This window comes from Ruegeria sp. ABV3_008 (genome assembly GCF_056161185.1).
Map to the genome: position 1 here is coordinate 38,130 of NZ_JBSWYP010000010.1, position 22,668 is coordinate 60,797.

Below are 22,668 nucleotides of genomic sequence, written 5' to 3' on the forward strand. Positions count from 1 at the left end.
ATCGTAAATCGCTCGAGGATGAGGATAACGACACATGCGTAGTTTTGATTTTGCACCGCTGCACCGCGCCACCATTGGTTTCGACCAGATCGCCGACATGATGGACCGCGTTCTGACCAACGACGTGGCACAGCCCAGCTATCCCCCATATAACATAGAAAAAACCGACGCCGACACCTATCGGATTTCCGTCGCTGTCGCCGGTTTTTCCGAAGAAGACCTGTCCGTCGAAGTGAAGGAAAACGCACTGATCGTGGCTGGCAAGAAAGCCGCCGAGGGCAAGGACCGCAGCTATCTGCACCGCGGTATCGCCACCCGTGCGTTTGAGCGTCGCTTTGCCCTGGCCGACCATGTTCGCGTGACAGGTGCCAGCCATGAGAACGGCATGCTGAACATCGACCTCAAGCGCGAAGTGCCCGAAGCGCTGAAACCGCGCCGGATTCAGATTTCCTCGGGCAAGGCCATCGAAAAAGATGTGGTTGATGCCAAGGCCGTGAACTAACGCGCCTTAAGTTCCTGCGGCGGTCTCCTCCTCCCTGACTGCCGCAACACCCGCCCCGCGTTCCTCCAGACGCGGGGCGTTGTTTTTTTGGCGCTACCCAAGGGCTCCCTTCCCTGATCAACCGCGTGGCTTTCTTGTTCTGATCCGCCTATAAGTGGATGAAAAGACCAAGAGCAGTCAGAGGTCATGCATGACCCTATTGGGCATCACATGTCAGAAGGATGACGGGCCGTTTCTGGTGGAATGGCTGGCCCATCACCTTGCGGCGGGCGTCGACCAGTTTCTGGTCCTAAGCCATGATTGCTCGGATGGGTCCGACGCGTTGCTGAATGCGCTGGCCCAGGACGCGCGGATTGAGCATCTTCCCTTCACCCCTAAGGGCAACAAGGCCGTGCAATGGCAGGCGTTGAAACTGGCCTCGGATCACCCAGCTTACGCTTCGGCCGACTGGGCGCTGTTTTTCGATTGTGATGAATTCGTGTGTCTGCGGGATGCCACTCTGCCGGATTTGTTGACCCGGTTTGAGGCGGCGTCGGGGCCCTTCGATGCTCTTGCCCTGCCATGGCGGTTCTTTGGCACGGGTGGTCAAGTACAGCGTCGCAGCGGTTTGACGCCCGAGAGGTTTACGCAAGCCGCGCCCGAGGACCTGCATTTTCCGCTCGGCCACCTGTTCAAAACGCTCCACCGCCCGGAGGCGTTTCAAAAGCTGGGGGTGCATCGGCCCCGCAGTAAACCGTCAAAACCCGCGCGCTGGATCGGCCCGGATGGAGCGGACCTGCCGGCGGGTTTCGCGGGGAATGACGGTGCGATTTCGCTCTATGGTCTGCCGATGGGGGCGCGTCAGGTTTGGTTGAACCACTATGCTCTGCGCTCGCGTGAAGAGTTCATGGTCAAACGCGCCCGCGGTTTGCCGAACCACATGGATCGCGAGATCGGGGTGACCTATTGGGCCGAACGCAACTGGAACTCGGTCGAAGAGACAAGCATTTCCGCAATGATGAATGCGACCCGCGCTGTATACGCCGACCTGATGGGCCTACCCGGCGTAGCCGCCGCGCATGAGGCCTGCCTGAACTGGCACCGCGCCGCCTATTTAGCCCTGCAGCAAGATATCGAGGCCGTGCGGCTGGAATTCCGCCTCGGGTTGGTCAAAAGCATTCCGCCCTCTGCGCAAGAGGGGGCCGCGTTTGTTGCCCGACAGGTCTCGCTTTTGTCAAAGGCGGCTGAGTGATGGGGCTGATCGAACGGCAACTTGCAGGTCAGGATCTGGGTGTCGCGATCCTGCTCGATGCGGTCGTGCATCAGGACAATGGCGCGCAGGCCATCACGTTGTTCTTTGATCGTTTGATCGCGCCCGAGGATGTCATCCCCCCTGAGGGCAGCGTAGCTGAGGAGGCAGGCGCCGTGGGCGACGCGCGCATTCTGCGATATCGCTTGCCGCAGGACGCCCACCCTCGATTTACGATCTGCGGGGAGGCCTTTGATCTGAACTATGCGCCTTCGGAATGCACGCTGTTTGAGGGGCAGAATGCGTTCATCGCTCAACGCAACGGCGAAAGCGCTGGGATCGTGTTGGAGTGGCTGGCCTATCATATCGAAACACAGGGGCTTGAGGCTGCCGTGATCCTCGACCGTGCCCCTCTCGGTGCCGAGGATGGGTTTGCCGCCGCGCTTCGCGAGGGTCTGGAGAGCCATGCCTTGCCCTGTCAGGTGGCTCTGGTCCAAAGCCCTGTGCCGCTGGGCAAACCCGACCTGCCGCCCGAGGCGCACCCCTTTTGCGTCGGCGAGTCTCCGGGCAAGGACCGGATGAAGGTCCCGCCCCCCAGCCCATGGGACAGCCCACTCGGCGCGTTTTCGGTCTACGAAATCTTGCGCATACGGTTTCTGGCGCAGGCGCGCGCCGTGGCCAACATCGACGTGCATGACCTTATGGTCGAAACAGATACATCCGTCTTCGACGCAGCCGTCGCAGCCGAAGGCGGGCTGATCGCGCTGTTTGGGCGGCATTGTTATCCATGGCGTATGCGAGCGGGCCAAAAGGCGCATTTCGGTGATCATATCTGTGTGCAGTTCGATGCCACGGGCGGTCGGCAGCGCTGGTGCATCGCGCCGGCCAAGTCTGCCCCTGATGCGGTCTGGCGGTTGGTCCGGGTCGGAAATGCGCGCCCGGATTCGACCCTAACGATGGGGTTTTACCGCCATATGCTGTTGCGACACCCGACACGCTCGATCTCGAAAATCGTGCCGAAGACCTCTCTGATCGAGCATGAGCCGCTGTTGCACCAATCCGTCACGACCTGGGGGTACAAGCCAGTGCGGATGCCGGAGCTGAAGGTCAATTCAAAGGAAACAGGGCGCGGGCGATGTGCCATCGTGACCACGATGAAGAACGAAGGCCCATTCATTCTGGAATGGCTCGCCTATCACCGTGCCATAGGGTTCGATGATTTCCTGATCTACACCAATGACTGCACAGACGGCACCGATACGATGCTGGAGATGCTGCAAAGCAAAGGCCTGGTTCAGCACCGAGACAACCCGTTTCGTCAGATGGACATGCGCCCGCAGCACGCGGCCCTGCATTCCGCGGATGATGAGCAGATCGTCAGGGATGCCACGTGGGTCGCCTGCATTGATGTAGATGAATACGTGAACATCAAATGCGGTGACGGGACTCTGGACGCGCTGTTTGCCGCTGTGCCTGACGCCAACATGATCGCGATGACCTGGCGGCTGTTCGGAAATGGCGATCTGCACGGGTTCGAAGACAGGCCCATTATCGAACAGTTCCAGCGCTGCGCCCCGGAATACGCCCGCAAACCGCATCAGGCCTGGGGGTTCAAGACGCTGTTCCGCAATATCGGCCTGTTCCGAAAGCTGGGCGTGCATCGCCCCAAGGGCCTCAATCCGCAATTGTGGGAGGAGATCAACTGGGTCAACGGGTCCGGTGCGCCGATGCCGCGCTCGATGTTTCGCAACGGCTGGCGGTCCACGATCAACACCTATGGCTATGATCTGGTGCAGCTGAACCATTACGCCGTCCGCTCGGCCGAGAGCTTTCTGGTCAAGCGCGACCGAGGCCGGGTGAACCATGTTGAGCGGGATCAGGGCCTCGCCTACTGGTTCCGTATGAACAACAACTACGCCGAGGATCATTCCATCGCGCGTATGGTGCCAGCGATGCGGGCCGAGTTGGACCGCCTGCTCAGCGATCCCGATATCGCCGCCGCGCATGCCCATTCGGTAGACCGCCACCGCGCCAAGATCGCGGAGTTGAAAGCCACGCCGAACTACGCCGCTTTCTACGCCGAACTGACCGGCGCGCGTCTGGAGAAGCTTGCGCGCCTGCACCGGCATTTCGGGGCGAACGTGTTCCTCAAAGGCCCCTCATCCATTCCGGAAGACGTGCTGGAGCGTGACCCCGACAAGGATTGGTTCTTTACCGTCGATCATGACGGGGAAACCCAGCATTAGAGCCTAAAGCGCGGCTTTCAGCCCGTTGACCAGCTCATCCATTTCCGGATCCAGCTTCATTGAGGCTGCCTTGCGCCGGTGCCATTCGACCGCCCGCGCATGCAGATCGCCCAAAACCGGGTCCGATTTCAATTCATCCGCCAGCTTGTTGCTTTGGGGGGCGTAGCGCTCGATCGAGGTGTCTTTTTCGTCGTTAAGGTTGAACCTGTCCCAGTATTCCATACCCAGCACGTGGTGGCTGTGGTTCGCCCGCCCGCGCGCGCGTTTGATCAGAAAACTCTCCATCGAACGCAACGCGTAGTGGTTGACCTGCGCGTGGGTAAACAAAGGCGGGTTCTCGGTGCGGGCGCCATCAACGACGTAGTCCGCGCCGCCTGGCAGAACACGCTTCGTGTCCGAGACATGCTCATCAAGCGACACCGGCGCATGCAGGCCCATCCGCTTGAATTTATGCTGGTTGGTGTAAATGGATTTGACGAATTTACCGGTATTGGGCCGCTCCTTCGCGTCCCATTCAAGCTCGCCCATGGTGAATTGTTGGGTGACGGGCGCATCGTCGAACCGCTCGATATGGTCTGGGCCGAAGACCCGCCAAGGGACCGAGATTACATCCGCATCCGCGCCGGACCCTTCGACCAGCGCGTGGGCCGAGCCATCGCCCATATGGATATTCAGGTACTCATCCACATCGCAGACAAAGACCCATTTGGCCTCCATCACGATGTCGTAGCGGCGCGAGGCCTGCCGCAGGGCCGAACGGTGAATGCCGCCGCCGCGCACGATTGTGTTGTGCTGGGTGACCAGCCCCATCTCTTGCAGGCGCAGAAGGATTTCGACGGTGGGGTCGGTGCAGTCATTCGTGCAGACCAGAATGTGGTCAAAGCCCAGCGTTTTGTAATGCGCCACCCAATCAATGATGTAGGGGCCTTCGTTTTTCATCGTGGAGACGACTGTATAAGTCTCATTGCTCATGACTGTCTGCTCGCTTGCCTGCTTTGGCGCTTGGGTCTTGTCTATGCGGCGCAAAACGGGATGCACCAAGGTCACGCCCGGCCAACTATTCGCGCCTGCTGCGTAATCTGGCGGTACCCAAGCGCGGCGCAAGACCTTAGGATCAAGAAAACGACGCGTGTGCCAAAATACACGCAGGCACAAGGATACGCGGATGGCACGCACGCGCGAGGTCGGCACGTTATGGATCGGTGGCCCGCTCAGTTGGCTTGAACAGCTGTGCCTAAAATCCTTTGTGGACAAGGGGCAGAAGATTACCCTGTTTTCCTACGAGGATATCCCCAACGTCCCTGATGGTGTGATCCACCGCGACGGGCGCGAGATCATAGATACCGACGATTTCATCAAATACGAACAGAAGAACTCCTTCGCGCTGTTTGCCGATTGGTTCCGGCTGCACATGATTCAGAAATGCCCTGGCATGATCTGGATCGACACGGATGTCTATTGTCACCGTCCCATGACCTATGACAGCGACTACGTCTTTGGGTATGAGCTGCCGAACTCGCCTCGGATCAACAACGCGGTGCTGGGGATGCCCTCGGACAGTGAGCTGCTGCGTCAGATGCTGGACTTCACCGAGGATCGATATTCTATTGCGCCGTTCCTGCCGAAGGCGAAACAGCGCGCCATGCAGCAGGCGGCGGAAAGCGGCAACCCGGTTCACATTTCGCAGCAGCCATGGGGTGTCTGGGGGCCGATGATGGTAACCCATTTTGTTCACGCGTTGGGTTTGGAGCACCACGCCCTGCCGGTCAGCGCCTTCTACCCGGTCACCTTCCCCGAGCGCTACAAGTTCATGCGTCGTGTGGCGTTGGCCAAGCAGCTGATTGCCGAAGACACCACGGCACTTCATCTGTGGGCCTCCAACAAGCGCCAGTTGGGCAATCATCACAACGGCCTGCCGCCCAAGGGCACGTATCTTGCCAAACTTGTGGCCGAAACGGGCATCAACCCCGTCCTCGCGCCCATTAAAGGGCGTGGGCACACGGTGTTTGACGGCGCGCTGATTGATGAGGTCGACCTGACCGAGGTTCGCTCGGTCGCGGATCTGACCGGCAACGCGCGCAGCTTTGTTCTGGCGCTGCATCACAAGTTCGATTGTGACGTCAAGCTGGTCGACGTGAACCGCCGCGGCAAGTTCAAACCCGAGCAGGAGCCGTGGATCGCCGACTATGTCGCCTTTCTGACCGATCATGAGGTTGACCGGGACCGGATCGAAATCATCACCTCCCAGGACCGGCTCAAACCGGTGGATGTGCTGTGCAATCTCGAAGGATTCGGCGATCGCTACAAGGTGCCCTTCCTTGAGAAATTCCTGACCCGGATGCTGCATTCCGACACGCGGCTGTTCATGGATATCCGCAAAGGCTCGGGCGCGTTTCCATTCCTCAAGGCCTTCGGGACCAATGAAAAGATCGCCACGCATGAGGTTGACGGGCACGAGATCACCCGCGTGAAGGTCCTGCCCAAACCGCCGGAACCCACCGATGCCGCAAGCAGCTGGGCGCGGATCGCGACGGATCTTGCAGGCAAGGACGGCTGGTATCGACCCGGTGAGAATGGGCACTCCCTGCTATATATGCCACGGTCCAAGGACACTCTGGTCGTGACTTTCGACAATCTGGACGTGGCGATGAACAACCGAAAAGACCGCCGCCCATGGGGATATTCTTTCATAAAAGAGCAGAACTGGTCGATGCTGTCGGCAATTGCAGGCGGCTGGACCTGGTATCGCGAACCGTGGGTCTATGACCGATTCGATGAGCTGAAGCAGAGCGGTTTCTTCAAGCAGTTTCAGCGTGTTGTGTTCTATGGGGCCTCGATGGGCGGCTATGCGGCCTGCGCCTTTTCTCCGGCAGCACCGGGGTGCGATGTAGTCGCGATCTCACCACAAAGCACGGTCGACAAGTCCGTTGTCCCGTGGGAGACGCGCTATAAAACCGTGTGGGATCGGGACTTCACCGGTCCCTACGGAGATGCTGCGCTGGTCAGTCAGGCGGCGCGGCGGGTGTCGATCCTCTATGACCCTTACGAGCCGCTGGATGCGGGCCACGCAGCGCGGTTCACGAATGCCAACGTCTCGCATCTGCGCGCGCCGCTGCTGGGGCATCGGTTGGGGTCATCTCTGCTGCAGATGGGTATCTTGCACCCGATCATTCTGGGGGCGTTGAACGGAACCCTGACCGAGGCTGAGTTCTACACCTTTCTGCGCGCCCGCAGACAATTCCCGCGCTACCAGCGAGAGCTGTTCAATCGCGCGGTCAAGAAAGGGCACAAGGACCTCGCCCGTCGCCTGGGCGCTCATATCCTGAAGCAAAACCCCAACCGGGCCGTGCGGCTGGGGTTAAAAGAGCTGGGTTAAACGCGGCGATCAGGCGCGTTTTTCGCCGATGGTCGCAACGCCCAGAATATCCAGAACCTTGGCTTCGATCTGTTCGGCATTCATGCCCGCCACCGCGTACATATCCGCCGGGCTGGCCTGATCAATGAAAATGTCGGGCAGGACCATCGAGCGGTATTTGAACCCGCGATCAAACACGCCTTCGTCTGCCAACAGCTGCGCAACGTGGCTGCCGAACCCGCCCACGGCGCCTTCCTCGATGGTGATCAGCGCCTCGTGGTTTTCGACCAGATCAAGGATCAGATCGCGGTCCAGCGGCTTGGCAAAGCGCGCGTCCGCAATAGTCGGGGTGATGCCGCGCGCCGACAAAGCCTCAGCCGCTTTCTGTACCTCGGCCAGACGGGTGCCGAAGGATAACAAAGCCACGCGTGCGCCTTTCTGTATCAATCGGCCCTTGCCGATCTCCAGAACCTCGCCCCGTTCGGGCAGGTCGACGCCAACGCCCTCGCCTCGGGGGTAACGGAACGCAATCGGGCCGTCATCATGGGCTGCAGCGGTGGCCACCATATGCATCAGCTCGGCCTCATCTGCGGCGGCCATGACGACCATGCCGGGCAGATTGGCCATATAGGCAATGTCGAAAGACCCGGCATGGGTGGCCCCATCCGCGCCAACAAGGCCGGCACGGTCGATGGCAAAGCGCACCGGTAAGCGCTGGATCGCCACGTCATGCACAACCTGATCATAGCCGCGCTGCAAAAAGGTCGAATACATCGCGCAGAAGGGCTTCATCCCCCCTGCCGCCAGCGCCGCCGAGAAGGTCACACCATGCTGCTCTGCAATCGCGACGTCAAAACAGCGCGAGGGGTAGCGTTCTGCAAAAAGGTTCAACCCCGTACCATCTGGCATGGCGGCGGTGACGGCGACGATCTTGTCATCCCGCGCGGCCTCTTCCACCAGCGTTTTGCCAAAGACCGAGGTATAGGACGGCGCGTTTGAGGGCGCTTTTTTCTGCTCACCTGTGATCAAATCGAACTTGGCGGTTGCGTGGCCCTTGTCGCGGGCCTGCTCGGCCGGGGCGTAGCCTTTGCCCTTTTTGGTCAGCACATGAATCAGGATTGGCCCCGTCGCCCGTGCCTTGACGGTACGCAGAACTGGCAGCAACTGGTCCATGTCATGACCGTCAATCGGGCCGAGATAGGAGAACCCGAGCTCTTCGAACAAGGTCCCGCCAACAGCCATCCCTTTGAGCATCTCTTTCGCGCGTTTGGCTCCTTCGCGGAACGGCTCGGGCAGCAGAGAGACCGCGCCTTTGGCGGCGGCCTTCAGCTCGTGAAACGGTTCCTCGGCGTAAATGCGCGACAAGTAGGTCGACAGAGCGCCCACAGGTGGCGCGATGCTCATCTCATTGTCGTTCAGGATCACGATCAGGCGCTTTCGCAGGTGGCCTGCATTGTTCATCGCCTCAAACGCCATGCCCGCAGACATCGAGCCATCGCCGATCACCGCAATCGCATCGCCCAACCCCTCTGGTGGTACTCCGCCCAAATCGCGGGCGACGGCAAAGCCCAAAGCGGCGCTGATCGAGGTGCTGGAATGCGCCGCGCCAAACGGGTCATAGGGGCTTTCACTGCGTTTGGTGAAGCCGCTGAGGCCATCCTTCATGCGCAAGGTGCGGATACGGTCGCGGCGTTCGGTCAGGATCTTGTGCGGATAGCACTGATGCCCCACATCCCAGATGATCTTGTCGCGCGGTGTGTCGAAGACCGCATGCAACGCCGTCGTCAGCTCAACGACACCCAGGCCTGCGCCCAGATGCCCGCCGGTGACCGAAACGGCCGAGATTGTCTCGGCCCGCAATTCCTGCGCCACCTGATGCAATTGTGCGTCCGAGAACTGCTTCAGATCCGCAGGGCGGTTCACAAGGTCCAGCAGTGGCGTATTCGGACGGTCAGACATTTGGCGCGTTCCTGGCTTAGCTGTCCCGGGCAATAACGAAGCGAGCAGCGTCCTTCAAGGTTTCAGCCTTTGCCCCATACCCATCCAGCGCGGCGCAGGCTTCGCCCACCAGCTCTGCTGCACGGGCCTTGGCTGCATCCAGTCCCAGAAGCGAAACAAAGGTTGCCTTGCCCGCATCTGCATCTTTTTGCAGCCGTTTACCTGCCTTTTCGGCATCGCCCTCGATATCCAAGATGTCATCGGCGATTTGAAAAGCAAGCCCAAGGGCTTGGGCATATTGGCGCAACGGGGTCGGATTAGCCTGCGCCAACCGAGCGCCCGCGCAGGCGGACCATTCGATCAACGCCCCCGTCTTGCCTGCTTGCAGCCGCGCGATTTCGTCCAGCGAAAGCGGGGCAGAGGCCGTTTCAGCCGCGATATCCAGTGCCTGACCCAGAACCATGCCCTGCGCCCCGCTTGCTTTGGACAGAGTCATCGCCAATTCGGCGCGAACCTCGGGCTTGCCAACTTCGGGCCGCGTGCAAAGCTCAAACGCCAGGGTCTGCAAGGCATCCCCGGCCAGAACGGCAGTGCCCTCGTCCCATTTCACGTGAACCGTCGGGCGCCCACGTCGCAGGTCATCGTCATCCATACAGGGCAGGTCATCATGGACGAGGGAATAGGCGTGCAACGCCTCAATCGCTGTCGCAGGCCAGATTGCTTGAGCGGCGTCAACACCATGGAGACGCGCGCTTTCCAGAACCAGAAACCCCCGTAGACGCTTTCCGCCTCCGGTGGCGTAGGCCATGGCCCGCGTCACATCCAGATCGTCAAGTTCCCCCAGAACCAGGTCAAAATGACTCTGAACCCGCGCCGCATCCTGCGCCAGCCTGTCGCGAAACATTTACTGACCTTCGACTGGAGTCGTCCCGGTTGGCTGCCCGCTGGCGTCCAGCGTGATGGCGGCGACTTTTTCCTCGGCGCGCTTCAACTCATCTTCGCAGCGCTTTTTCAAAGCCGCGCCGCGTTCATAGAGCGCAATCGACTGATCCAGCGCCACGTCACCGCGTTCCAATTGGCCCACTACGGCCTCAAGCTCTTTCATCGCCTGTTCAAACGTCATTTGCTCAACGGGGGTATCGGTCATCGTGCTGCCTTCATCAGTTCTTCCACATGGGCGTGTGTCGCCTCGGCCAATGCGTTCAGATCATACCCGCCTTCCAGAGTCGAGACGATACGGCCCTCACAAACCTCGTCGGCGATCTTGCACAGCTCGGCGGTTATCCAAGCGAAATCGTCCGTGGACCAGTTGAGATTGGCCAGTGGATCGTCCTGATGGGCATCAAACCCGGCCGAGATAATGATCAGTTCGGGCTTAAAGGCTCTCAGGCGCGGGAAGGCCTGCGCCTCATAGGCCGCGCGCATCTCAGCCCCACCGCTTGCGGGTGGCAGGGGGATGTTCAGAACCGTATCATAGGCCCCAGTTTCATCGGGGCGACCGGAGCCGGGCCACAAAGGCATCTGCTGGCTGGTGATCACAAGCGCGCGTTTTTCGTCCCATAACAGGTCCTGCGTGCCATTGCCGTGATGTACATCGAAATCCACCACCGCGACACGGTTCAGCCCGTGATGATCCAGCGCATGTTTTGCACCCAAAGCGGCATTGCCAAACAGGCAAAACCCCATCGCCTTGTCGGTCTCTGCGTGATGCCCCGGAGGCCGAATGGCGCAGAATGCATTCGGGACTTCGCCAGACAGCACCAGATCCACCGCCCGAACAACGGCCCCAGCGCCCCGATACGCCGCATCGACCGACCCCGGAGACATAAACGTATCCCCGTCAATCTGCGTATACCCCTCTTCAGGCCGCGCGGCCCGGATATCTCGGATATAGTCCTCAGGGTGAATCCGTAGTAAATCATCATCCGCCACCATCGGAGCGGTCCTGCGGTCCAGGTCCAAAGCCTCCAGCGCATGTAGTATATGCTCCAGCCGCGCCACCCTTTCAGGATGGCCATCCGGGGTTGCATGGCCCAGACAATCTGCATGGGTCAACAAGGCCGTCTTCATCGGGATCCCCTCTTCATCTGGCCAAAAACATCCTCGCCGAAGGCATAAAATCGCCGCGCAGCGGCCCGGTCAATCCGGTGCCAGCATATACCCTGCTCCGCGAACGGTTTGCAGGTATCGGGGTTGCTTTGGGTCCTGCTCGATCTTGCGGCGCAACCGCGTGATCTGCACGTCGACGGCCCGCTCCTGCGCCTGCCCCTTGTCGCGTCCAAGATCCTCGACCAGTTTTGCCCGGCTGATCGGCTCACCCGGTTTGGCCGAGAAGATCTTCATCAATTGGCTTTCCGTCGCCGTCAGACGCACCGGGTCCTCACCCTGCCACATCTCACCACGCTCAATGTCATAGCGGATCGGGCCAAGGGTCAGGATTTTCGCGGCCGCATCTTGGGCCGGAGCTTCGGGCATCCGCCGCAGAATGGCGTTGATGCGCAGCAACAGCTCTTTCGGCTCAAACGGTTTGGCCAGATAGTCATCCGCCCCGGCCTCAAGCCCGGCAATCCGATGCTCGGTTTCGCCGCGCGCCGTTAGCAAAAGGATCGGCGTGCTGTGGGTCTCGCGCAGCGCTTTGGTCAGGCTCACACCATCCTCGCCGGGCATCATCACATCCAGAACGATCATGTCGAAGTCCAGCCCGGACAGTACACGCCGCGCATGCGCCGCGTCCCGCGCCGCGGTCACCAGAAACCCGTTCCGCATCAGAAACTTCTTCAGCAGGTCGCGAATGCGCTCGTCATCATCGACGATCAGCAGGTGGGCATCCATATCGCTCATGAGGTCGTATCCCGCAACTTCTTGTAAGCATGACGCATATCAGCATCCATCATTGCTTCAAGTACTTTGCGGAACCCGGCCACGGCCTCGGGCCCCGCATCCTTGTAAGCAGCCCGCATCCGCGCGCGCTGGGCGTCTGACAATGTCGCCTCAAGCGCGCGGCCTTTTTCCGTCAGAAACAGATGCCGCTCGCGCTTGTCGACGGTCCCAACGCGGCTTTCGACCATACCGTCTTCGATCAGCGTCCGCAGCACCCGGTTCAGGGATTGTTTGGTCACGCCCAGAATGGCCAGCAGGTTGTTGACCGTCGTGCCGGGGGCGCGGTTGATGAAGTGGATCGCCCGGTGATGCGCCCGCCCATAAGACATGTCCGACAGGATACGATCCGGATCCGCCGTGAACCCCCGATAGGCGAAAAACATCGCCTCAATCCCCTGCCGCAACTGCTCATCGGTTAGGAATAACAGGCTTTCGCCCCCATAAATCGGGGCGGGGCGGATTTCGGACATATCATGCCTCATGCGTTACTCGATCTACAGTTTAAGTCAGCCTTATTGACATTCCAAGGGCAGACAGGTATCGAATCGCAGTTTTTGCGCAAGATTGTGTCCGCTCCGGTCCTAATTAGCGCAACATTCGCAAATTCAACCCGGTTCAGGAGGTTTCGCATGGCGGGGTATGATGATCGTGATGGCACCATCTGGTTGGATGGCAAGCTGGTCCCATGGCGCGAGGCCAATGTCCACATCCTTACACATGCGATGCACTACGCCTCGTCCGTGTTCGAGGGCGAGCGCGCCTATAACGGCAAGATCTTCAAAAGCCGGGAACATTCTGAACGTCTGATCGCCTCGGCCGAGGCGCTGGACATGCCGATGCCCTACGATGTGGATCAGATTGAGGCCGCCAAAGAAGAGGCCTTAAAAGCCAGCGGCCTACAGGACGCCTACGTCCGCGCGCTGGTCTGGCGTGGGTCGGGCGAGGATATGGGCGTGGCCTCGGCCAAGAACCCCGTGCGGATGGCTGTCGCTGTATGGCCGTGGGGGGCCTACTACGGCGACGCCAAGATGCAAGGTGCCAAGCTGGACATCGCCGAATGGAAACGCCCCAGCCCCGAGACCATTCCGGTTCATGCCAAAGCGGCGGGCCTCTACATGATCTGCACCATCTCCAAGCATAAGGCCGAGGCCAAGGGCTGCTCGGACGCGCTGTTCATGGACTGGCGCGGCTATGTGGCCGAGGCCACGGGTGCCAACGTCTTCTTCGTCAAGGATGGTGAGGTCCACACGCCGCTGGCGGATTGCTTCCTGAACGGCATCACCCGCCAGACCGTCATCCAGATGCTGAAAGACAAGGGCATTACCGTGCATGAGCGCCGCATCAAGCCTGAGGAAATGGCTGATTTCGAACAATGCTGGCTGACCGGCACGGCGGCCGAGGTTACTCCGGTCGGGCAGATTGGCGACTACACCTTTGAGGTGGGCGATCTGACCCGCGAAATTGCGGAAGACTACGAGAAACTCGTCCGTGCCTGATAAGACCTTGAACCCCCGCTTCGACGGGGGTTTTTGTTGCAGGTCGTGCAAAGTGTTTTGCAGATCGTTCAACAGCATAGACCTTGGCGCGCTGCGCTGTATCTTTGGCCTATGTTGGACCTACTCAGCGATATCCTCACCCGCCTGTCCCTACGCGGCACGTTCTATTTCCGAACCTCCTTCACCCCGCCTTTCGGGATTCAGGTGCCCGGTTTTGAAAACGTGGCCCGGTTTCATTTCGTCCAGCGCGGAGAGCTGAAGGTCAACATCCCGGCAACTGGCGAGACTGTGCGTCTGAAACAGGGCGATCTGATCGTGATCCCGCATGGCGCGCAACATGCGCTGCTGTGCAATGAGGTCAGGCCGTTTGACGCTCTGCCATTGGAACAGGTCCTAGATATCGCGGGCTATACCGGTGAAGGCGTTCTGGTCTATGGCGGCGGGGATGAGGAACGCGACACCCAACTGATCTGTGGGCATTTTTCCTTCACGGGACCGGCTGGCCGGAATGGCACCGGTCATATGCTGATCGACCGGTTGCCGCCCTACATCCTAATCCAGAACTACGGGGAAGAGGCGGGATCGTGGATCGAGGCCACCCTGCGCATGATCGGCTCAGAAGTGTCCGGCGCGCGGATTGGCGGCGACCTGATTGCCCTGAAACTGTCCGAAGTGCTGTTCGCACAGGCGATCCGGGCCTATTTGGAGCATCAAAGCCCCGACGATGACGCGCTGGCCGGTTTTGCGGACCCGCGAATCTCGCGCGCTTTGACGGCGTTCCACCAAGCCCCCGCGCAGGAGTGGAGCGTGGCCAGCCTTGCTAATGAGGCCGCGATGTCGCGCACGGCCTTTGCCCAGCTTTTTGCCGAGAAGATGGGAACCACTCCGATGCAATATCTGACGGACTGGAGGATGCAGATCGCCTGCCAAGGTCTGACCGAGGGACGTTGGAACGTGGCTGACGCCGCAGCCGAGGCCGGATATGCCTCTGAAGCGGCGTTTTCGCGGGTGTTCAAGAAACAGGTCGGAGTTTCTCCGGCCGCTTATCGTGAGATGCACTGATCCACCAACAATTCTGAACGATCTGCAATGTTTTGCAAACGATCTGGACTGCTGCGTTCCCAACGCAGGTCCTATTCTTGATCTGTCTCTGATTGAGGAAAGGAAATCCAGATGTCCCTTCGTTTTGTTACCCGCAATATTCATGCCTACCTCGACTATCCTGTTGCCGTTGCACTAATGGTGCTGCCCTTTGTGCTTGGTCTGGGCCAATCCAACCCGCTGGCGCTGTGGCTGTCCGTTGTTACCGGCATTGCCGCTTTCGTTCTGACGGTGCTCACTGACCATCACCTGGGGATTTGGCGGGTGCTACCTTACAAGCTGCATCTGGCCGTGGATCTGGCCGTTGGCGTGACCTTCCTGTTGGCCCCTAGCTTGCTCGGCTTTTCGGGAATCGACGCGCTGTTCTACTGGCTGAACGGGGCCGCTGTTGTCGCTGTGATCTCGCTCAGCGCGCCTGAACAGACCGCAGCCGCCTGAATCCTGTCTATCCCTCACTGCTCAAAGCCGCGCCATCTTGCGCGGCTTTTCCCTTTTTAGGGTCTGTTCTTCTCGGTAAAACAGGCTCGCTGACTTGCTCCGTCGTTTTCCCTTGCAAAAACCGACAAAAACAGTCAGAAAAAATCGACGCCAGATGAACCGATCAAGCACAAGGTTCCGGGGCGGTCTGTGGGCTCAGCAAGTTCAATCGTGATGGCCTGCCACCGTTCCGGAAACGACCGAGGGCACCGATGCGTACCAGATTTGAAGAGCTGTTATCCGACCCGTGTTGCGCGTCCTGCGATTGCGACGCACTGGCCTCGGATGTTGAAGCCTATCTGGATCGCAAAACCTGCGACGCAGAAAAATGCCGAGAGCTGAGTCAACAGCCCTCGGACGACGTTGTCAGAGAAACACCCAAAAGGGCGCGCGATCAGTAGTCCACGCCGCGCTGGGCTTTGATCCCGGCTTGGAACGGGTGCTTTTCTTCGGTCATCTCAGTGACCAGATCGGCATAGTCCCGCAGTTCTTGTGGGGCATCACGGCCGGTCAGGAATACGCTGGTCTTGTCGGAACGGCCATTCAGCCCCTCAATCACACGCTCAACTGACAGGTATTCGTAGCGCAGCGCGATGTTGATCTCATCCAGTACGACCAGATCGTAGTCCCCGCTGGCCATCAGGACGCAGGCCTTGTCGAACGCGGCGGTTGCGGCGGCGATGTCGCGGTCTCGATCCTGAGTGTCCCAGGTGAAGCCTTCGCCCATCGTGTGCCACGTCACCAGATCGCGTTCTTCGAAAAAGCGCCGCTCGCCGGTTTTCCATTTTCCCTTGATGAACTGAACAACGGCAACCTTTTGGCCCCAACCAAGCGCACGGATCACCACTCCAAAAGCGGCCGAGGATTTACCCTTGCCCTTGCCGGTATTGATCAGCACCAGGCCGCGGTCAGGGTCGACCGCTTCGGACACTTTCTTGCGGTGCTTGGCCTGCACTTCTTGCATCTTTTCCTTGTGGTCTTGTGCGTCACTCATGCGGAGCCCTCATTGATTGTTGCGCTCAAACTAAGCGAAGTTGGCGAAAGGTAAAGTCACGGTTTGTGGTCGGTCAGAGACCGCGCCTTGCCGCGCTCCAACCCCAGCTGATGTTCGCGCCAAACCACGACCACATTGCCCGCGATCACCAGTGCCGCACCCAGCAAGATCGTCAGCGTCGGCAGCTCATCGAACCAGAAATAGCTGATCGCAATGGCGAACAGCATGGTGGTGTAGTCATAAGGCGCCAGCATCGATGCCTGACCAAACCGATAGGACGAGGTCACAAGGATCTGCGCAACCCCACCGATAAGACCCACAACGACCAATAACAGAGCCTGATCCAGTGTCGGCATGGTCCAACCCCAAAACACGGTCAGCGATGACAGGAGCGTCGCCGTGATCGAGAAATAGAACACGATGGCGGCGGGGTGGTCGACCTTGACCAATTGCCGGATATGGATTTGCACAAAAGCCCGCGCGATGGTTGCAGCCAGAACGCAAAGGGCGCCAATCGTTGCCGCCACCTCCATCTCGGTGCTGCCGAGCCGGGGCCAGAGCATGATCAGAACCCCCACCAGCCCCAGCATCACCGCACCGATGCGGATCATGCGAATGCGCTCACCCAACAGCAATGCGGCCAGGACGAGGGTGAAAATCGGGGTCGCGTAGCCTATGGCGGTGACCTCAGGCAGCGGCAGTAGGCTGAGGCCGGTAAAGGTCAGGCCCATTGCGCTGGTGCCCAGAACGCCGCGCCAGAAATGGCCCATGGGTTTCTTGACGACAAAGCCCTGTGACAACTCCCCGCGCCAGATCAGCCAGGCGATGATGACGGGAATCGCCAGGAGCGACCGGAAAAAGACCAACTCACCCGGCGGGAAGTCCTCGGACAACGCTTTGACCAAGGCCGACATCAAGGTGAACAGCATCAAGGCGGTTAATTTCAGGCCCACAGCAAGAGCCGGGCGGTGCGATGTCAAGGATTGTGCCATTGGCCGGGAACCTGCGCTTTTGGCGCGGAAAGATCAACGACGGGATTGTACCAATCAGGGGGTTTCCCATGGCGCGGGCACGGGGTGGCCGATTTCATCCGCGAAGGCCCTGAGGAATTCAAGCATCTGCGCCCGGCGTTTTAGCGCCAGAGCATGGCCCGCCTCGGTCAGCATATCGTCGGGCAGGCTCAGCAGCTTTACTTTCCAGTGGTCGATCGAGAAATTCAGGTCGTCCAGGTCGCGCGCCTCGGCAAATGGATCCTCGGGGTCGTAGAGATCCCGGCCCAACGCACCAGCGACCGCAAAAGTGCGCGCAATACCGATGGCCCCCAGTGCATCAAGCCGGTCCGCATCTCGCAGGATGCGGGCTTCGGATGTGCGGGGCGGGATGTTGGCCGAGAAGCTGTGTGCCTCAATCGCGTGTTGGGTGGCTTGGATCTGCGCGTCAGAAAAGCCCAATTCCTTTAGAATAGACTCTGATTCCTGAGCGGATTGGCATGAGGCCAAGTGGCGGTTCGGGTCGTTCTTTGGCAGGTTGATCAGATCATGCAGATAGCTGGCAGCCAGCAACACAGCCATGTCCGCCTGATCATCCGCAATCGCCAGAGCATTCCGCCAGACCCGATCCAGATGGGCCAGATCATGTGCAGGATCGGTTTGCATACGCTGCGCGACGATGCCGCGCAGGCGCGTGCGCAGATCAGCCAATATGTCCACGGTTCACACCAATCTGGCCTCGGTGCAGCAGCAGATGGTCGAGGATCACGCAGGCCATCATTGCCTCCCCCACAGGCACAGCGCGGATACCGACGCAAGGGTCGTGGCGGCCTTTGGTGATGATCTCGGTTTCCTCACCCGATTTGGTGATCGTCTTGCGCGTGGTCAGGATGGATGAGGTCGGCTTTACCGCAAACCGCACCACGACGTCCTGTCCGGTGGAGATTCCGCCCAGAATTCCGCCCGCGTGGTTAGAGCTGTATTGCGGGCCATTCTGACCCATGAAAATCTCATCGGCATTGGCCTCACCTGTCAGTTCGGCAGCGGCCATGCCTTCGCCGATCTCGACCCCTTTGACGGCGTTGATCGACATCATCGCGGCGGCCAGATCAGTGTCTAATTTGGCATATATCGGTGCGCCCAGCCCGGCGGGGACGCCGCGCGCGACGACTTCGACCACAGCGCCAACCGAGTTGCCGGATTTGCGCAGATCGTCCAGATAAGCGGCCCAGCCCTCGGCTGCTTGTGCGTCGGGTGTCCAGAACGGGTTCTGTTCGATCTGCGACCAGTCGAAATTGGCGCGGTCGATTTTGTGTCGGCCGATTTGGGTCATATAGCCTGTGATCTGCACATTGGGCGCGATCTGTTTAATGGCCTCGCGTGCCAACCCTCCCGCGGCGACGCGCGATGCGGTTTCGCGCGCCGAGCTACGCCCGCCGCCGCGATAGTCGCGGATGCCGTATTTCTGCCAGTAGGTGATATCGGCATGTCCCGGGCGGAACTTTTCCATGATATCACCGTAGTCTTTCGAGCGCTGGTCGGTATTTTCGATCATCAGCTGAACGGGCGTGCCGGTTGTCTGACCTTCGAACACGCCGGACAGGATTTTGACCTGATCAGGTTCGCGCCGTTGGGTGGTGAACTTGTTCTGCCCCGGTTTGCGCTTGTCCAGCCAGTGCTGGATCTTCGCCTCGTCGATCTGCACGCCCGGAGGGCAGCCGTCGACCGTCGCGCCCAAGGCGGGCCCGTGGCTTTCGCCCCAGGTGGTGACGCGGAAGAGGTGTCCAAAACTGTTCATCGACATGGGGCGGGCTCCTTTGCGGGGTTGTGATTAGCGGGGAGAGCCTTTGGCCTCAAGTGGATTTGCATTTGAAATGGGGGAGGGGGCTATGCCCCCGCCGCGCTAGCGCGCCTCCCCCGAGGTATTTTTCAAACAGAAGAAGGATCAGGCTGCCTTGATCGCTTGGCGGGTTTTCGTGATGTTGAGGGCGGCGTTGGCGGCCTCACGCCCTTTTTGCACGAAGTGGTCGCGGTAGATGGCGTTGTGGTGGTCGGTTTCCTGATATTGATGTGGAGTGAGCGAGACCGACAGGACCGGGACGCCGGTGTCGAGGCTTGCGCGCATCAGGCCGTCAACCACGGCCTGCGCCACGAAATCGTGCCGGTAGATGCCTCCATCAACCACGAAGGCGGCACAGGCGACGGCGGCATATTGGCCGGTTTGGGCCAGATCACGGGCGATCAGGGGCATTTCAAACGCGCCGGGGACGTCGAACACGTCAACCTGATCGGCTGGGATGAGTTCCAGAAACCCTTCGAGCGCGCGGTCGACGATATCGGAATGCCAGTTGGCTTTGACAAAAGCATAGCGGGTGTGTGTCATCAGGATCTCCTTAGCAAAACAGACACTTCACCCAAGGCGATCACGAGCAGACACGCCGTTTCACCGACGCATCTGGCACGTTCTCTTTCATCCGGACTTTAACCGTCGGCTCTGGCCTCTCACCAGATCTGCTGACACCCCTTCGCAAATACGACGAGGCCGCTCGCGGGCTGACGGGTCAATGCCCGCATACCGCCGGTGGGGAATTTCACCCCGCCCTGAGAACGAGGCGGACCTTGCATAGATTGGACCTCCTCTGCAAGAGATTTGGCAGGAGGAATCTCATGCACCCGAATCCCGCCTTTCGCGCTGAGGAGATCAGCCGACATATCGCCTTTGCCCGCGATCGCGCCTTTGGCGTTCTGGCCGCGTCGACGGATGCCGCGCCTTTGATTAGCCACGTGCCGTTTCTGTTGTCCGAGGATGGGGCGGTGGCTGAGTTGCATCTTGTCCGGTCGAACCCGATTGTCCGGCTTTTGAAGACACCGCAGGCAGCGCGAATCGCGGTTTCTGGTCCGGACAGCTATGTCTCGCCCGATTGGTATGAGGTGAGCGATCAGGTGCCGACATGGAACTATGTCGCCGTTCATCTGATCGGCGTTCTGGAATTGCGCCCGGTGGAGGAGATGCGAGACCTGTTGGACCGGCAGTCGGCGTTTTTCGAAGACCGGCTGCGCCCGAAGCCGCCCTGGCACAGCAGCAAGATGGAGGGCGACGCGCTTGAGCGGATGATGCGGATGATTCTGCCCTGCCGGATGCGGGTTGAGGATATTCAAGGCACGTGGAAGCTGAACCAGAACAAACCTGATGACGTTCGGATGCGGGCGGCGGAGCAGGTCGGGACGTTTGGAATCGGCTCAGAAGTGCAGGCCCTGCAGGCGCTGATGCGCGCTGTGGAGTCCTCAGGCAAATGACGGCTTTTGTTTTCTGCACCCTGCTGTAAGGTCGGCCCAAACAAAGGAGTGCGCTCATGAAACTCTATCACAGTCTGACTTCGCCCTATGTCCGTAAAGTCATGGTTTTGTTGCATGAAACAGAGCAGCTAGAGGATGTTGAGTTGGAAACGGTGGCGGGTACGCCAGTGGCCCCAGCCGCGCCCTTGATCGGCAAGGCACCTTTGACCAAGGTTCCTGCGCTAGAGCGCCCCGACGGCCCGACCCTGTTCGACAGTCGCGTGATCTGCGCCTTTCTGGATGACCGCGCCGGGGGACAGCTCTACCCCGAAGGTGCGCGGCGCTGGGATGTTCTGACGCTTGAGGCGCTGGCAGATGGCATTTTGGATGCCGCGCTGCTGATGACATATGAAAGCCGGCTGCGTCCCGAAGACAAGCAATGGGATGAGTGGGTGGATTCGCAATGGGTCAAGGTCGAGCGCGCCTGTGCCGTCCTGAACCAGCGCTGGATGGCGCATCTGTCGGGGCCGCTGGACATGGGGCAAGTGGCTGTGGGATGCGCGCTGGGCTATCTGGATCTGCGCCACGATGCGCGGGGCTGGCGCAAGGGCAATGATGCCCTCGCAACCTGGTTTGCCGAGTTTGACGCGCGTCCGGGCATGGTCGCCACGCGCCCTATGACGTAAACCCTACTGGCTGAACGTCGCCAGATAGGCGGCGATGTCGTCCGCGCCTTTTTTGAGCTTCACGCTCATGTTCGGGCGGGCGGTATCGTCTTGCAGGAACTCTTTGATGAACCCGATCGGGTCCTCGGAGTATGCGGCGATGTTTTCCTCGGTCCAGACCAGACCTGCGTCACCGGCGCGGATCATGTCGTCTGTGAACATGCCGATGGGCAGGCGTTCGCTGCCATAGCGATAGTCGTTCTCGGATCCGGCGGTGCGGCCCACGACCCCGTATAGGTTGGGGCCTGTGATGCCGCCTTTGACCAGAACCTCGCCATCCTTGATGATCGCGTGGCAGGCCGAGCAGCGGTTGTAGAGCTTTTCGCCTTTGGCGGGGTCTCCGGCCGTGGCGGCTTGGGTCGACACAGAAATCGTTAACAGAACGGCGGCCAAGTGGGTCTTTGACATGGGGGTCTCCTGATCGGCGTTCGCGCGAAATCGGGCATCAGGTATTCGCGCAATAAGTGCAACAGGAAACAGGCTCGCTCGGCGTGCAAAAAATCGTCTATTTCAGGCATATGATTTGTTGTTGAACAAACCCCGTTTCCCATGTCGGATTTTTCAGGTTTTCGCACCAATGCGACCCGCTTGTGCTGTCGGCCCGGGTTCGCTGGTCCCGGTCAGATTGGGGTCACAGGGCGCGAATCAAGCGGGGCTGATTCGACGCTTCGTTGAAACATGAGGGCGAGAAACATCAAAAAGACTGCCCCGCGCGATGATAAATTACGCAGATGCGGCGTATTGCGCATTCAACACCGCTGGACGAATACTATTCTGCTCGGTAGAGAATTCCGCTAAGACCCGGCATCCGTGCCGGGTTCCAGCTATTGGCCCGTTCGCACGGGCGCTAGACAATCGGAGAAAACCTCGTGTCCCACGTAGAAGACCACGAAGGCACCCGCAGAGATTTCCTGTACTACGTCGCGGGCGGCGCAGGGGTCGTTGCGACCGGTGCTGCGGTATGGCCTATGATCAATCAGATGAACCCGTCGGCGGATGTGCAGGCTCTGTCCTCGATCCGTACGGATGTAAGCGGGGTTGAGCCGGGTACACAGCTGACGGTCAAGTGGCTGGGTAAACCGGTCTTCATCCGTCACCGCACAGGCGCTGAAATCGCCGAAGCGCAGCAGCAGGACGAAGAAGCGGTAGGCAACCTGCCTGACCCGCTGGCCCGGAACTTCAACATCAACGCAGATGCACCCGCGACCGACGCCAACCGCGTCATGCCATCGCCCGAAGGCGAGGCAGAGGGCGCGTGGATCGTTCAGATGGGCGTTTGTACCCACCTGGGCTGCGTGCCTCTGGGTGATGCAGGCGACTTTGGCGGCTGGTTCTGCCCCTGCCACGGCTCGCACTACGATCTGGCAGGCCGAATCCGTAAAGGCCCCGCGCCTGAGAACCTGCCGATCCCACCGGTCGAGTGGGTCGACGCTTCAACCATTAAACTCGGCTAAGGGAGAC

The 22,668-nt window shown here is 59.9% G+C and carries 24 protein-coding genes and 1 riboswitch; of the genes, 11 read left to right on the top strand and 13 right to left on the bottom strand.

All coding sequences use genetic code 11. The features are described from left to right. The first annotated feature begins 34 nt into the window (after positions 1–34). From ACXAH8_RS16600 to ACXAH8_RS16610, 3 genes are all read left to right on the top strand, one after another. Positions 35–502: an Hsp20 family protein gene (locus ACXAH8_RS16600; RefSeq protein ID WP_475219906.1), complete on the top strand. Its 468-nt coding sequence runs from the start codon at positions 35–37 to the stop codon at positions 500–502. 190 nt (positions 503–692) lie between these two features. Beyond that, positions 693–1,733 (top strand): glycosyltransferase family 2 protein, encoded by a 1,041-nt coding sequence (locus ACXAH8_RS16605; protein WP_475219907.1) that lies wholly within the window; start codon positions 693–695, stop codon positions 1,731–1,733. Continuing rightward, a complete protein-coding gene (locus ACXAH8_RS16610) occupies positions 1,733–3,976 on the top strand; it encodes a glycosyltransferase family 2 protein (RefSeq protein WP_475219908.1) in 2,244 nt (747 codons plus the stop codon). The genes ACXAH8_RS16605 and ACXAH8_RS16610 overlap by 1 nt, the downstream gene beginning before the upstream one ends. 3 nt (positions 3,977–3,979) lie before the next feature. Here the strand turns inward: ACXAH8_RS16610 and ACXAH8_RS16615 are convergent, their stop codons facing one another. After that, positions 3,980–4,948 (bottom strand): glycosyltransferase family 2 protein, encoded by a 969-nt coding sequence (locus ACXAH8_RS16615; RefSeq protein ID WP_475219909.1) that lies wholly within the window; start codon positions 4,946–4,948, stop codon positions 3,980–3,982. Between the two features lie 193 nt (positions 4,949–5,141). Here ACXAH8_RS16615 and ACXAH8_RS16620 point away from each other — a divergent pair, with 193 nt between their 5' ends. After that, positions 5,142–7,352, top strand: a complete 2,211-nt coding sequence (locus ACXAH8_RS16620; RefSeq protein WP_475219910.1) for a glycosyltransferase family 32 protein — start codon at positions 5,142–5,144, stop codon at positions 7,350–7,352. 9 nt (positions 7,353–7,361) lie between these two features. On the opposite strand, the gene dxs is transcribed toward ACXAH8_RS16620, so the two are convergent. The 6 genes from dxs to ACXAH8_RS16650 all read right to left on the bottom strand — a co-directional run bounded on the left by dxs (position 7,362) and on the right by ACXAH8_RS16650 (position 12,619). After that, the gene (gene dxs / locus ACXAH8_RS16625) at positions 7,362–9,290 is read right to left on the bottom strand and encodes a 1-deoxy-D-xylulose-5-phosphate synthase (RefSeq protein WP_475219911.1); all 1,929 of its coding nucleotides are present in this window, start codon (positions 9,288–9,290) and stop codon (positions 7,362–7,364) included. Positions 9,291–9,306: 16 nt separating this feature from the next. After that, entirely contained in the window at positions 9,307–10,173 is an 867-nt protein-coding gene (locus ACXAH8_RS16630) for a polyprenyl synthetase family protein (RefSeq protein ID WP_475219912.1), read from the bottom strand. Next, positions 10,174–10,416 (bottom strand): exodeoxyribonuclease VII small subunit, encoded by a 243-nt coding sequence (locus ACXAH8_RS16635; RefSeq protein WP_170484940.1) that lies wholly within the window; start codon positions 10,414–10,416, stop codon positions 10,174–10,176. Continuing rightward, positions 10,413–11,339, bottom strand: a complete 927-nt coding sequence (locus tag ACXAH8_RS16640) for a histone deacetylase family protein (protein ID WP_475219913.1) — start codon at positions 11,337–11,339, stop codon at positions 10,413–10,415. The genes ACXAH8_RS16635 and ACXAH8_RS16640 overlap by 4 nt, the downstream gene beginning before the upstream one ends. Before the next feature lie 69 nt (positions 11,340–11,408). Continuing rightward, positions 11,409–12,110 carry a response regulator gene (locus tag ACXAH8_RS16645; RefSeq protein WP_170379735.1) on the bottom strand — a complete coding sequence of 234 codons (702 nt, stop codon included), beginning with the start codon at positions 12,108–12,110 and terminating at the stop codon, positions 11,409–11,411. Then, positions 12,107–12,619 carry a MarR family transcriptional regulator gene (locus tag ACXAH8_RS16650; RefSeq protein ID WP_170459388.1) on the bottom strand — a complete coding sequence of 171 codons (513 nt, stop codon included), beginning with the start codon at positions 12,617–12,619 and terminating at the stop codon, positions 12,107–12,109. Before ACXAH8_RS16650 ends, ACXAH8_RS16645 begins: the two co-directional genes overlap by 4 nt. A 159-nt stretch (positions 12,620–12,778) precedes the next feature. Here ACXAH8_RS16650 and ACXAH8_RS16655 point away from each other — a divergent pair, with 159 nt between their 5' ends. The 4 genes from ACXAH8_RS16655 (at position 12,779) to ACXAH8_RS16670 (ending at position 15,624) form a co-directional block, all read left to right on the top strand. Beyond that, on the top strand, positions 12,779–13,645 hold the full coding sequence (locus ACXAH8_RS16655; protein ID WP_170379731.1) for a branched-chain amino acid aminotransferase: 867 nt from the start codon (positions 12,779–12,781) through the stop codon (positions 13,643–13,645). Positions 13,646–13,756: 111 nt separating this feature from the next. Beyond that, positions 13,757–14,707: an AraC family transcriptional regulator gene (locus ACXAH8_RS16660; RefSeq protein WP_475219914.1), complete on the top strand. Its 951-nt coding sequence runs from the start codon at positions 13,757–13,759 to the stop codon at positions 14,705–14,707. A 111-nt stretch (positions 14,708–14,818) separates the two neighbouring features. After that, complete coding sequence (locus ACXAH8_RS16665) at positions 14,819–15,184, top strand: SPW repeat domain-containing protein (protein WP_475219915.1); 366 nt, start codon at positions 14,819–14,821, stop codon at positions 15,182–15,184. A gap of 251 nt (positions 15,185–15,435) precedes the next feature. Continuing rightward, positions 15,436–15,624, top strand: coding sequence for a hypothetical protein (locus ACXAH8_RS16670; RefSeq protein ID WP_170555244.1), 189 nt, complete (start codon positions 15,436–15,438; stop codon positions 15,622–15,624). Here the strand turns inward: ACXAH8_RS16670 and cobO are convergent. The 5 genes from cobO to ACXAH8_RS16695 form a co-directional block, all read right to left on the bottom strand. After that, a complete protein-coding gene (gene cobO, locus ACXAH8_RS16675; protein ID WP_170661763.1) occupies positions 15,618–16,217 on the bottom strand; it encodes a cob(I)yrinic acid a,c-diamide adenosyltransferase in 600 nt (199 codons plus the stop codon). The two genes, ACXAH8_RS16670 and cobO, sit on opposite strands and share 7 nt — an antisense overlap. 56 nt (positions 16,218–16,273) lie before the next feature. Next, positions 16,274–17,209: a DMT family transporter gene (locus ACXAH8_RS16680; protein WP_170661765.1), complete on the bottom strand. Its 936-nt coding sequence runs from the start codon at positions 17,207–17,209 to the stop codon at positions 16,274–16,276. A gap of 54 nt (positions 17,210–17,263) precedes the next feature. Next, on the bottom strand, positions 17,264–17,926 hold the full coding sequence (locus ACXAH8_RS16685) for an HD domain-containing protein (RefSeq protein ID WP_475219916.1): 663 nt from the start codon (positions 17,924–17,926) through the stop codon (positions 17,264–17,266). Next, on the bottom strand, positions 17,910–19,010 hold the full coding sequence (aroC, locus tag ACXAH8_RS16690) for a chorismate synthase (protein ID WP_475219917.1): 1,101 nt from the start codon (positions 19,008–19,010) through the stop codon (positions 17,910–17,912). The genes ACXAH8_RS16685 and aroC overlap by 17 nt, the downstream gene beginning before the upstream one ends. A 141-nt stretch (positions 19,011–19,151) precedes the next feature. Beyond that, positions 19,152–19,589: a 6,7-dimethyl-8-ribityllumazine synthase gene (locus tag ACXAH8_RS16695; RefSeq protein WP_170767942.1), complete on the bottom strand. Its 438-nt coding sequence runs from the start codon at positions 19,587–19,589 to the stop codon at positions 19,152–19,154. A 75-nt stretch (positions 19,590–19,664) separates the two neighbouring features. Then, positions 19,665–19,819: riboswitch (FMN riboswitch) on the bottom strand. Positions 19,820–19,873: 54 nt separating this feature from the next. Between ACXAH8_RS16695 and ACXAH8_RS16700 the strand changes: the two genes are divergently transcribed. Next, positions 19,874–20,503 (top strand): FMN-binding negative transcriptional regulator, encoded by a 630-nt coding sequence (locus ACXAH8_RS16700; protein ID WP_475219918.1) that lies wholly within the window; start codon positions 19,874–19,876, stop codon positions 20,501–20,503. 56 nt (positions 20,504–20,559) lie between these two features. Continuing rightward, positions 20,560–21,168, top strand: coding sequence for a glutathione S-transferase (locus ACXAH8_RS16705; protein WP_475219919.1), 609 nt, complete (start codon positions 20,560–20,562; stop codon positions 21,166–21,168). Between the two features lie 3 nt (positions 21,169–21,171). On the opposite strand, the gene ACXAH8_RS16710 is transcribed toward ACXAH8_RS16705, so the two are convergent. Continuing rightward, positions 21,172–21,615: a cytochrome C gene (locus tag ACXAH8_RS16710; protein ID WP_475219920.1), complete on the bottom strand. Its 444-nt coding sequence runs from the start codon at positions 21,613–21,615 to the stop codon at positions 21,172–21,174. Between the two features lie 461 nt (positions 21,616–22,076). Between ACXAH8_RS16710 and petA the strand changes: the two genes are divergently transcribed. Then, entirely contained in the window at positions 22,077–22,661 is a 585-nt protein-coding gene (petA, locus tag ACXAH8_RS16715) for a ubiquinol-cytochrome c reductase iron-sulfur subunit (RefSeq protein WP_170379708.1), read from the top strand. Positions 22,662–22,668 lie beyond the last annotated feature (7 nt).

Coding starts and splice junctions, on each gene's coding strand:
- ACXAH8_RS16600 (WP_475219906.1), top strand. CDS start 35: ATGCGTAGTTTTGATTTTGCACCGCTGCACCGCGCCACCATTGGTTTC.
- ACXAH8_RS16605 (WP_475219907.1), top strand. CDS start 693: ATGACCCTATTGGGCATCACATGTCAGAAGGATGACGGGCCGTTTCTG.
- ACXAH8_RS16610 (WP_475219908.1), top strand. CDS start 1,733: ATGGGGCTGATCGAACGGCAACTTGCAGGTCAGGATCTGGGTGTCGCG.
- ACXAH8_RS16615 (WP_475219909.1), bottom strand. CDS start 4,948: ATGAGCAATGAGACTTATACAGTCGTCTCCACGATGAAAAACGAAGGC.
- ACXAH8_RS16620 (WP_475219910.1), top strand. CDS start 5,142: ATGGCACGCACGCGCGAGGTCGGCACGTTATGGATCGGTGGCCCGCTC.
- dxs (WP_475219911.1), bottom strand. CDS start 9,290: ATGTCTGACCGTCCGAATACGCCACTGCTGGACCTTGTGAACCGCCCT.
- ACXAH8_RS16630 (WP_475219912.1), bottom strand. CDS start 10,173: ATGTTTCGCGACAGGCTGGCGCAGGATGCGGCGCGGGTTCAGAGTCAT.
- ACXAH8_RS16635 (WP_170484940.1), bottom strand. CDS start 10,416: ATGACCGATACCCCCGTTGAGCAAATGACGTTTGAACAGGCGATGAAA.
- ACXAH8_RS16640 (WP_475219913.1), bottom strand. CDS start 11,339: ATGAAGACGGCCTTGTTGACCCATGCAGATTGTCTGGGCCATGCAACC.
- ACXAH8_RS16645 (WP_170379735.1), bottom strand. CDS start 12,110: ATGAGCGATATGGATGCCCACCTGCTGATCGTCGATGATGACGAGCGC.
- ACXAH8_RS16650 (WP_170459388.1), bottom strand. CDS start 12,619: ATGTCCGAAATCCGCCCCGCCCCGATTTATGGGGGCGAAAGCCTGTTA.
- ACXAH8_RS16655 (WP_170379731.1), top strand. CDS start 12,779: ATGGCGGGGTATGATGATCGTGATGGCACCATCTGGTTGGATGGCAAG.
- ACXAH8_RS16660 (WP_475219914.1), top strand. CDS start 13,757: ATGTTGGACCTACTCAGCGATATCCTCACCCGCCTGTCCCTACGCGGC.
- ACXAH8_RS16665 (WP_475219915.1), top strand. CDS start 14,819: ATGTCCCTTCGTTTTGTTACCCGCAATATTCATGCCTACCTCGACTAT.
- ACXAH8_RS16670 (WP_170555244.1), top strand. CDS start 15,436: ATGCGTACCAGATTTGAAGAGCTGTTATCCGACCCGTGTTGCGCGTCC.
- cobO (WP_170661763.1), bottom strand. CDS start 16,217: ATGAGTGACGCACAAGACCACAAGGAAAAGATGCAAGAAGTGCAGGCC.
- ACXAH8_RS16680 (WP_170661765.1), bottom strand. CDS start 17,209: ATGGCACAATCCTTGACATCGCACCGCCCGGCTCTTGCTGTGGGCCTG.
- aroC (WP_475219917.1), bottom strand. CDS start 19,010: ATGTCGATGAACAGTTTTGGACACCTCTTCCGCGTCACCACCTGGGGC.
- ACXAH8_RS16695 (WP_170767942.1), bottom strand. CDS start 19,589: ATGACACACACCCGCTATGCTTTTGTCAAAGCCAACTGGCATTCCGAT.
- ACXAH8_RS16700 (WP_475219918.1), top strand. CDS start 19,874: ATGCACCCGAATCCCGCCTTTCGCGCTGAGGAGATCAGCCGACATATC.
- ACXAH8_RS16705 (WP_475219919.1), top strand. CDS start 20,560: ATGAAACTCTATCACAGTCTGACTTCGCCCTATGTCCGTAAAGTCATG.
- ACXAH8_RS16710 (WP_475219920.1), bottom strand. CDS start 21,615: ATGTCAAAGACCCACTTGGCCGCCGTTCTGTTAACGATTTCTGTGTCG.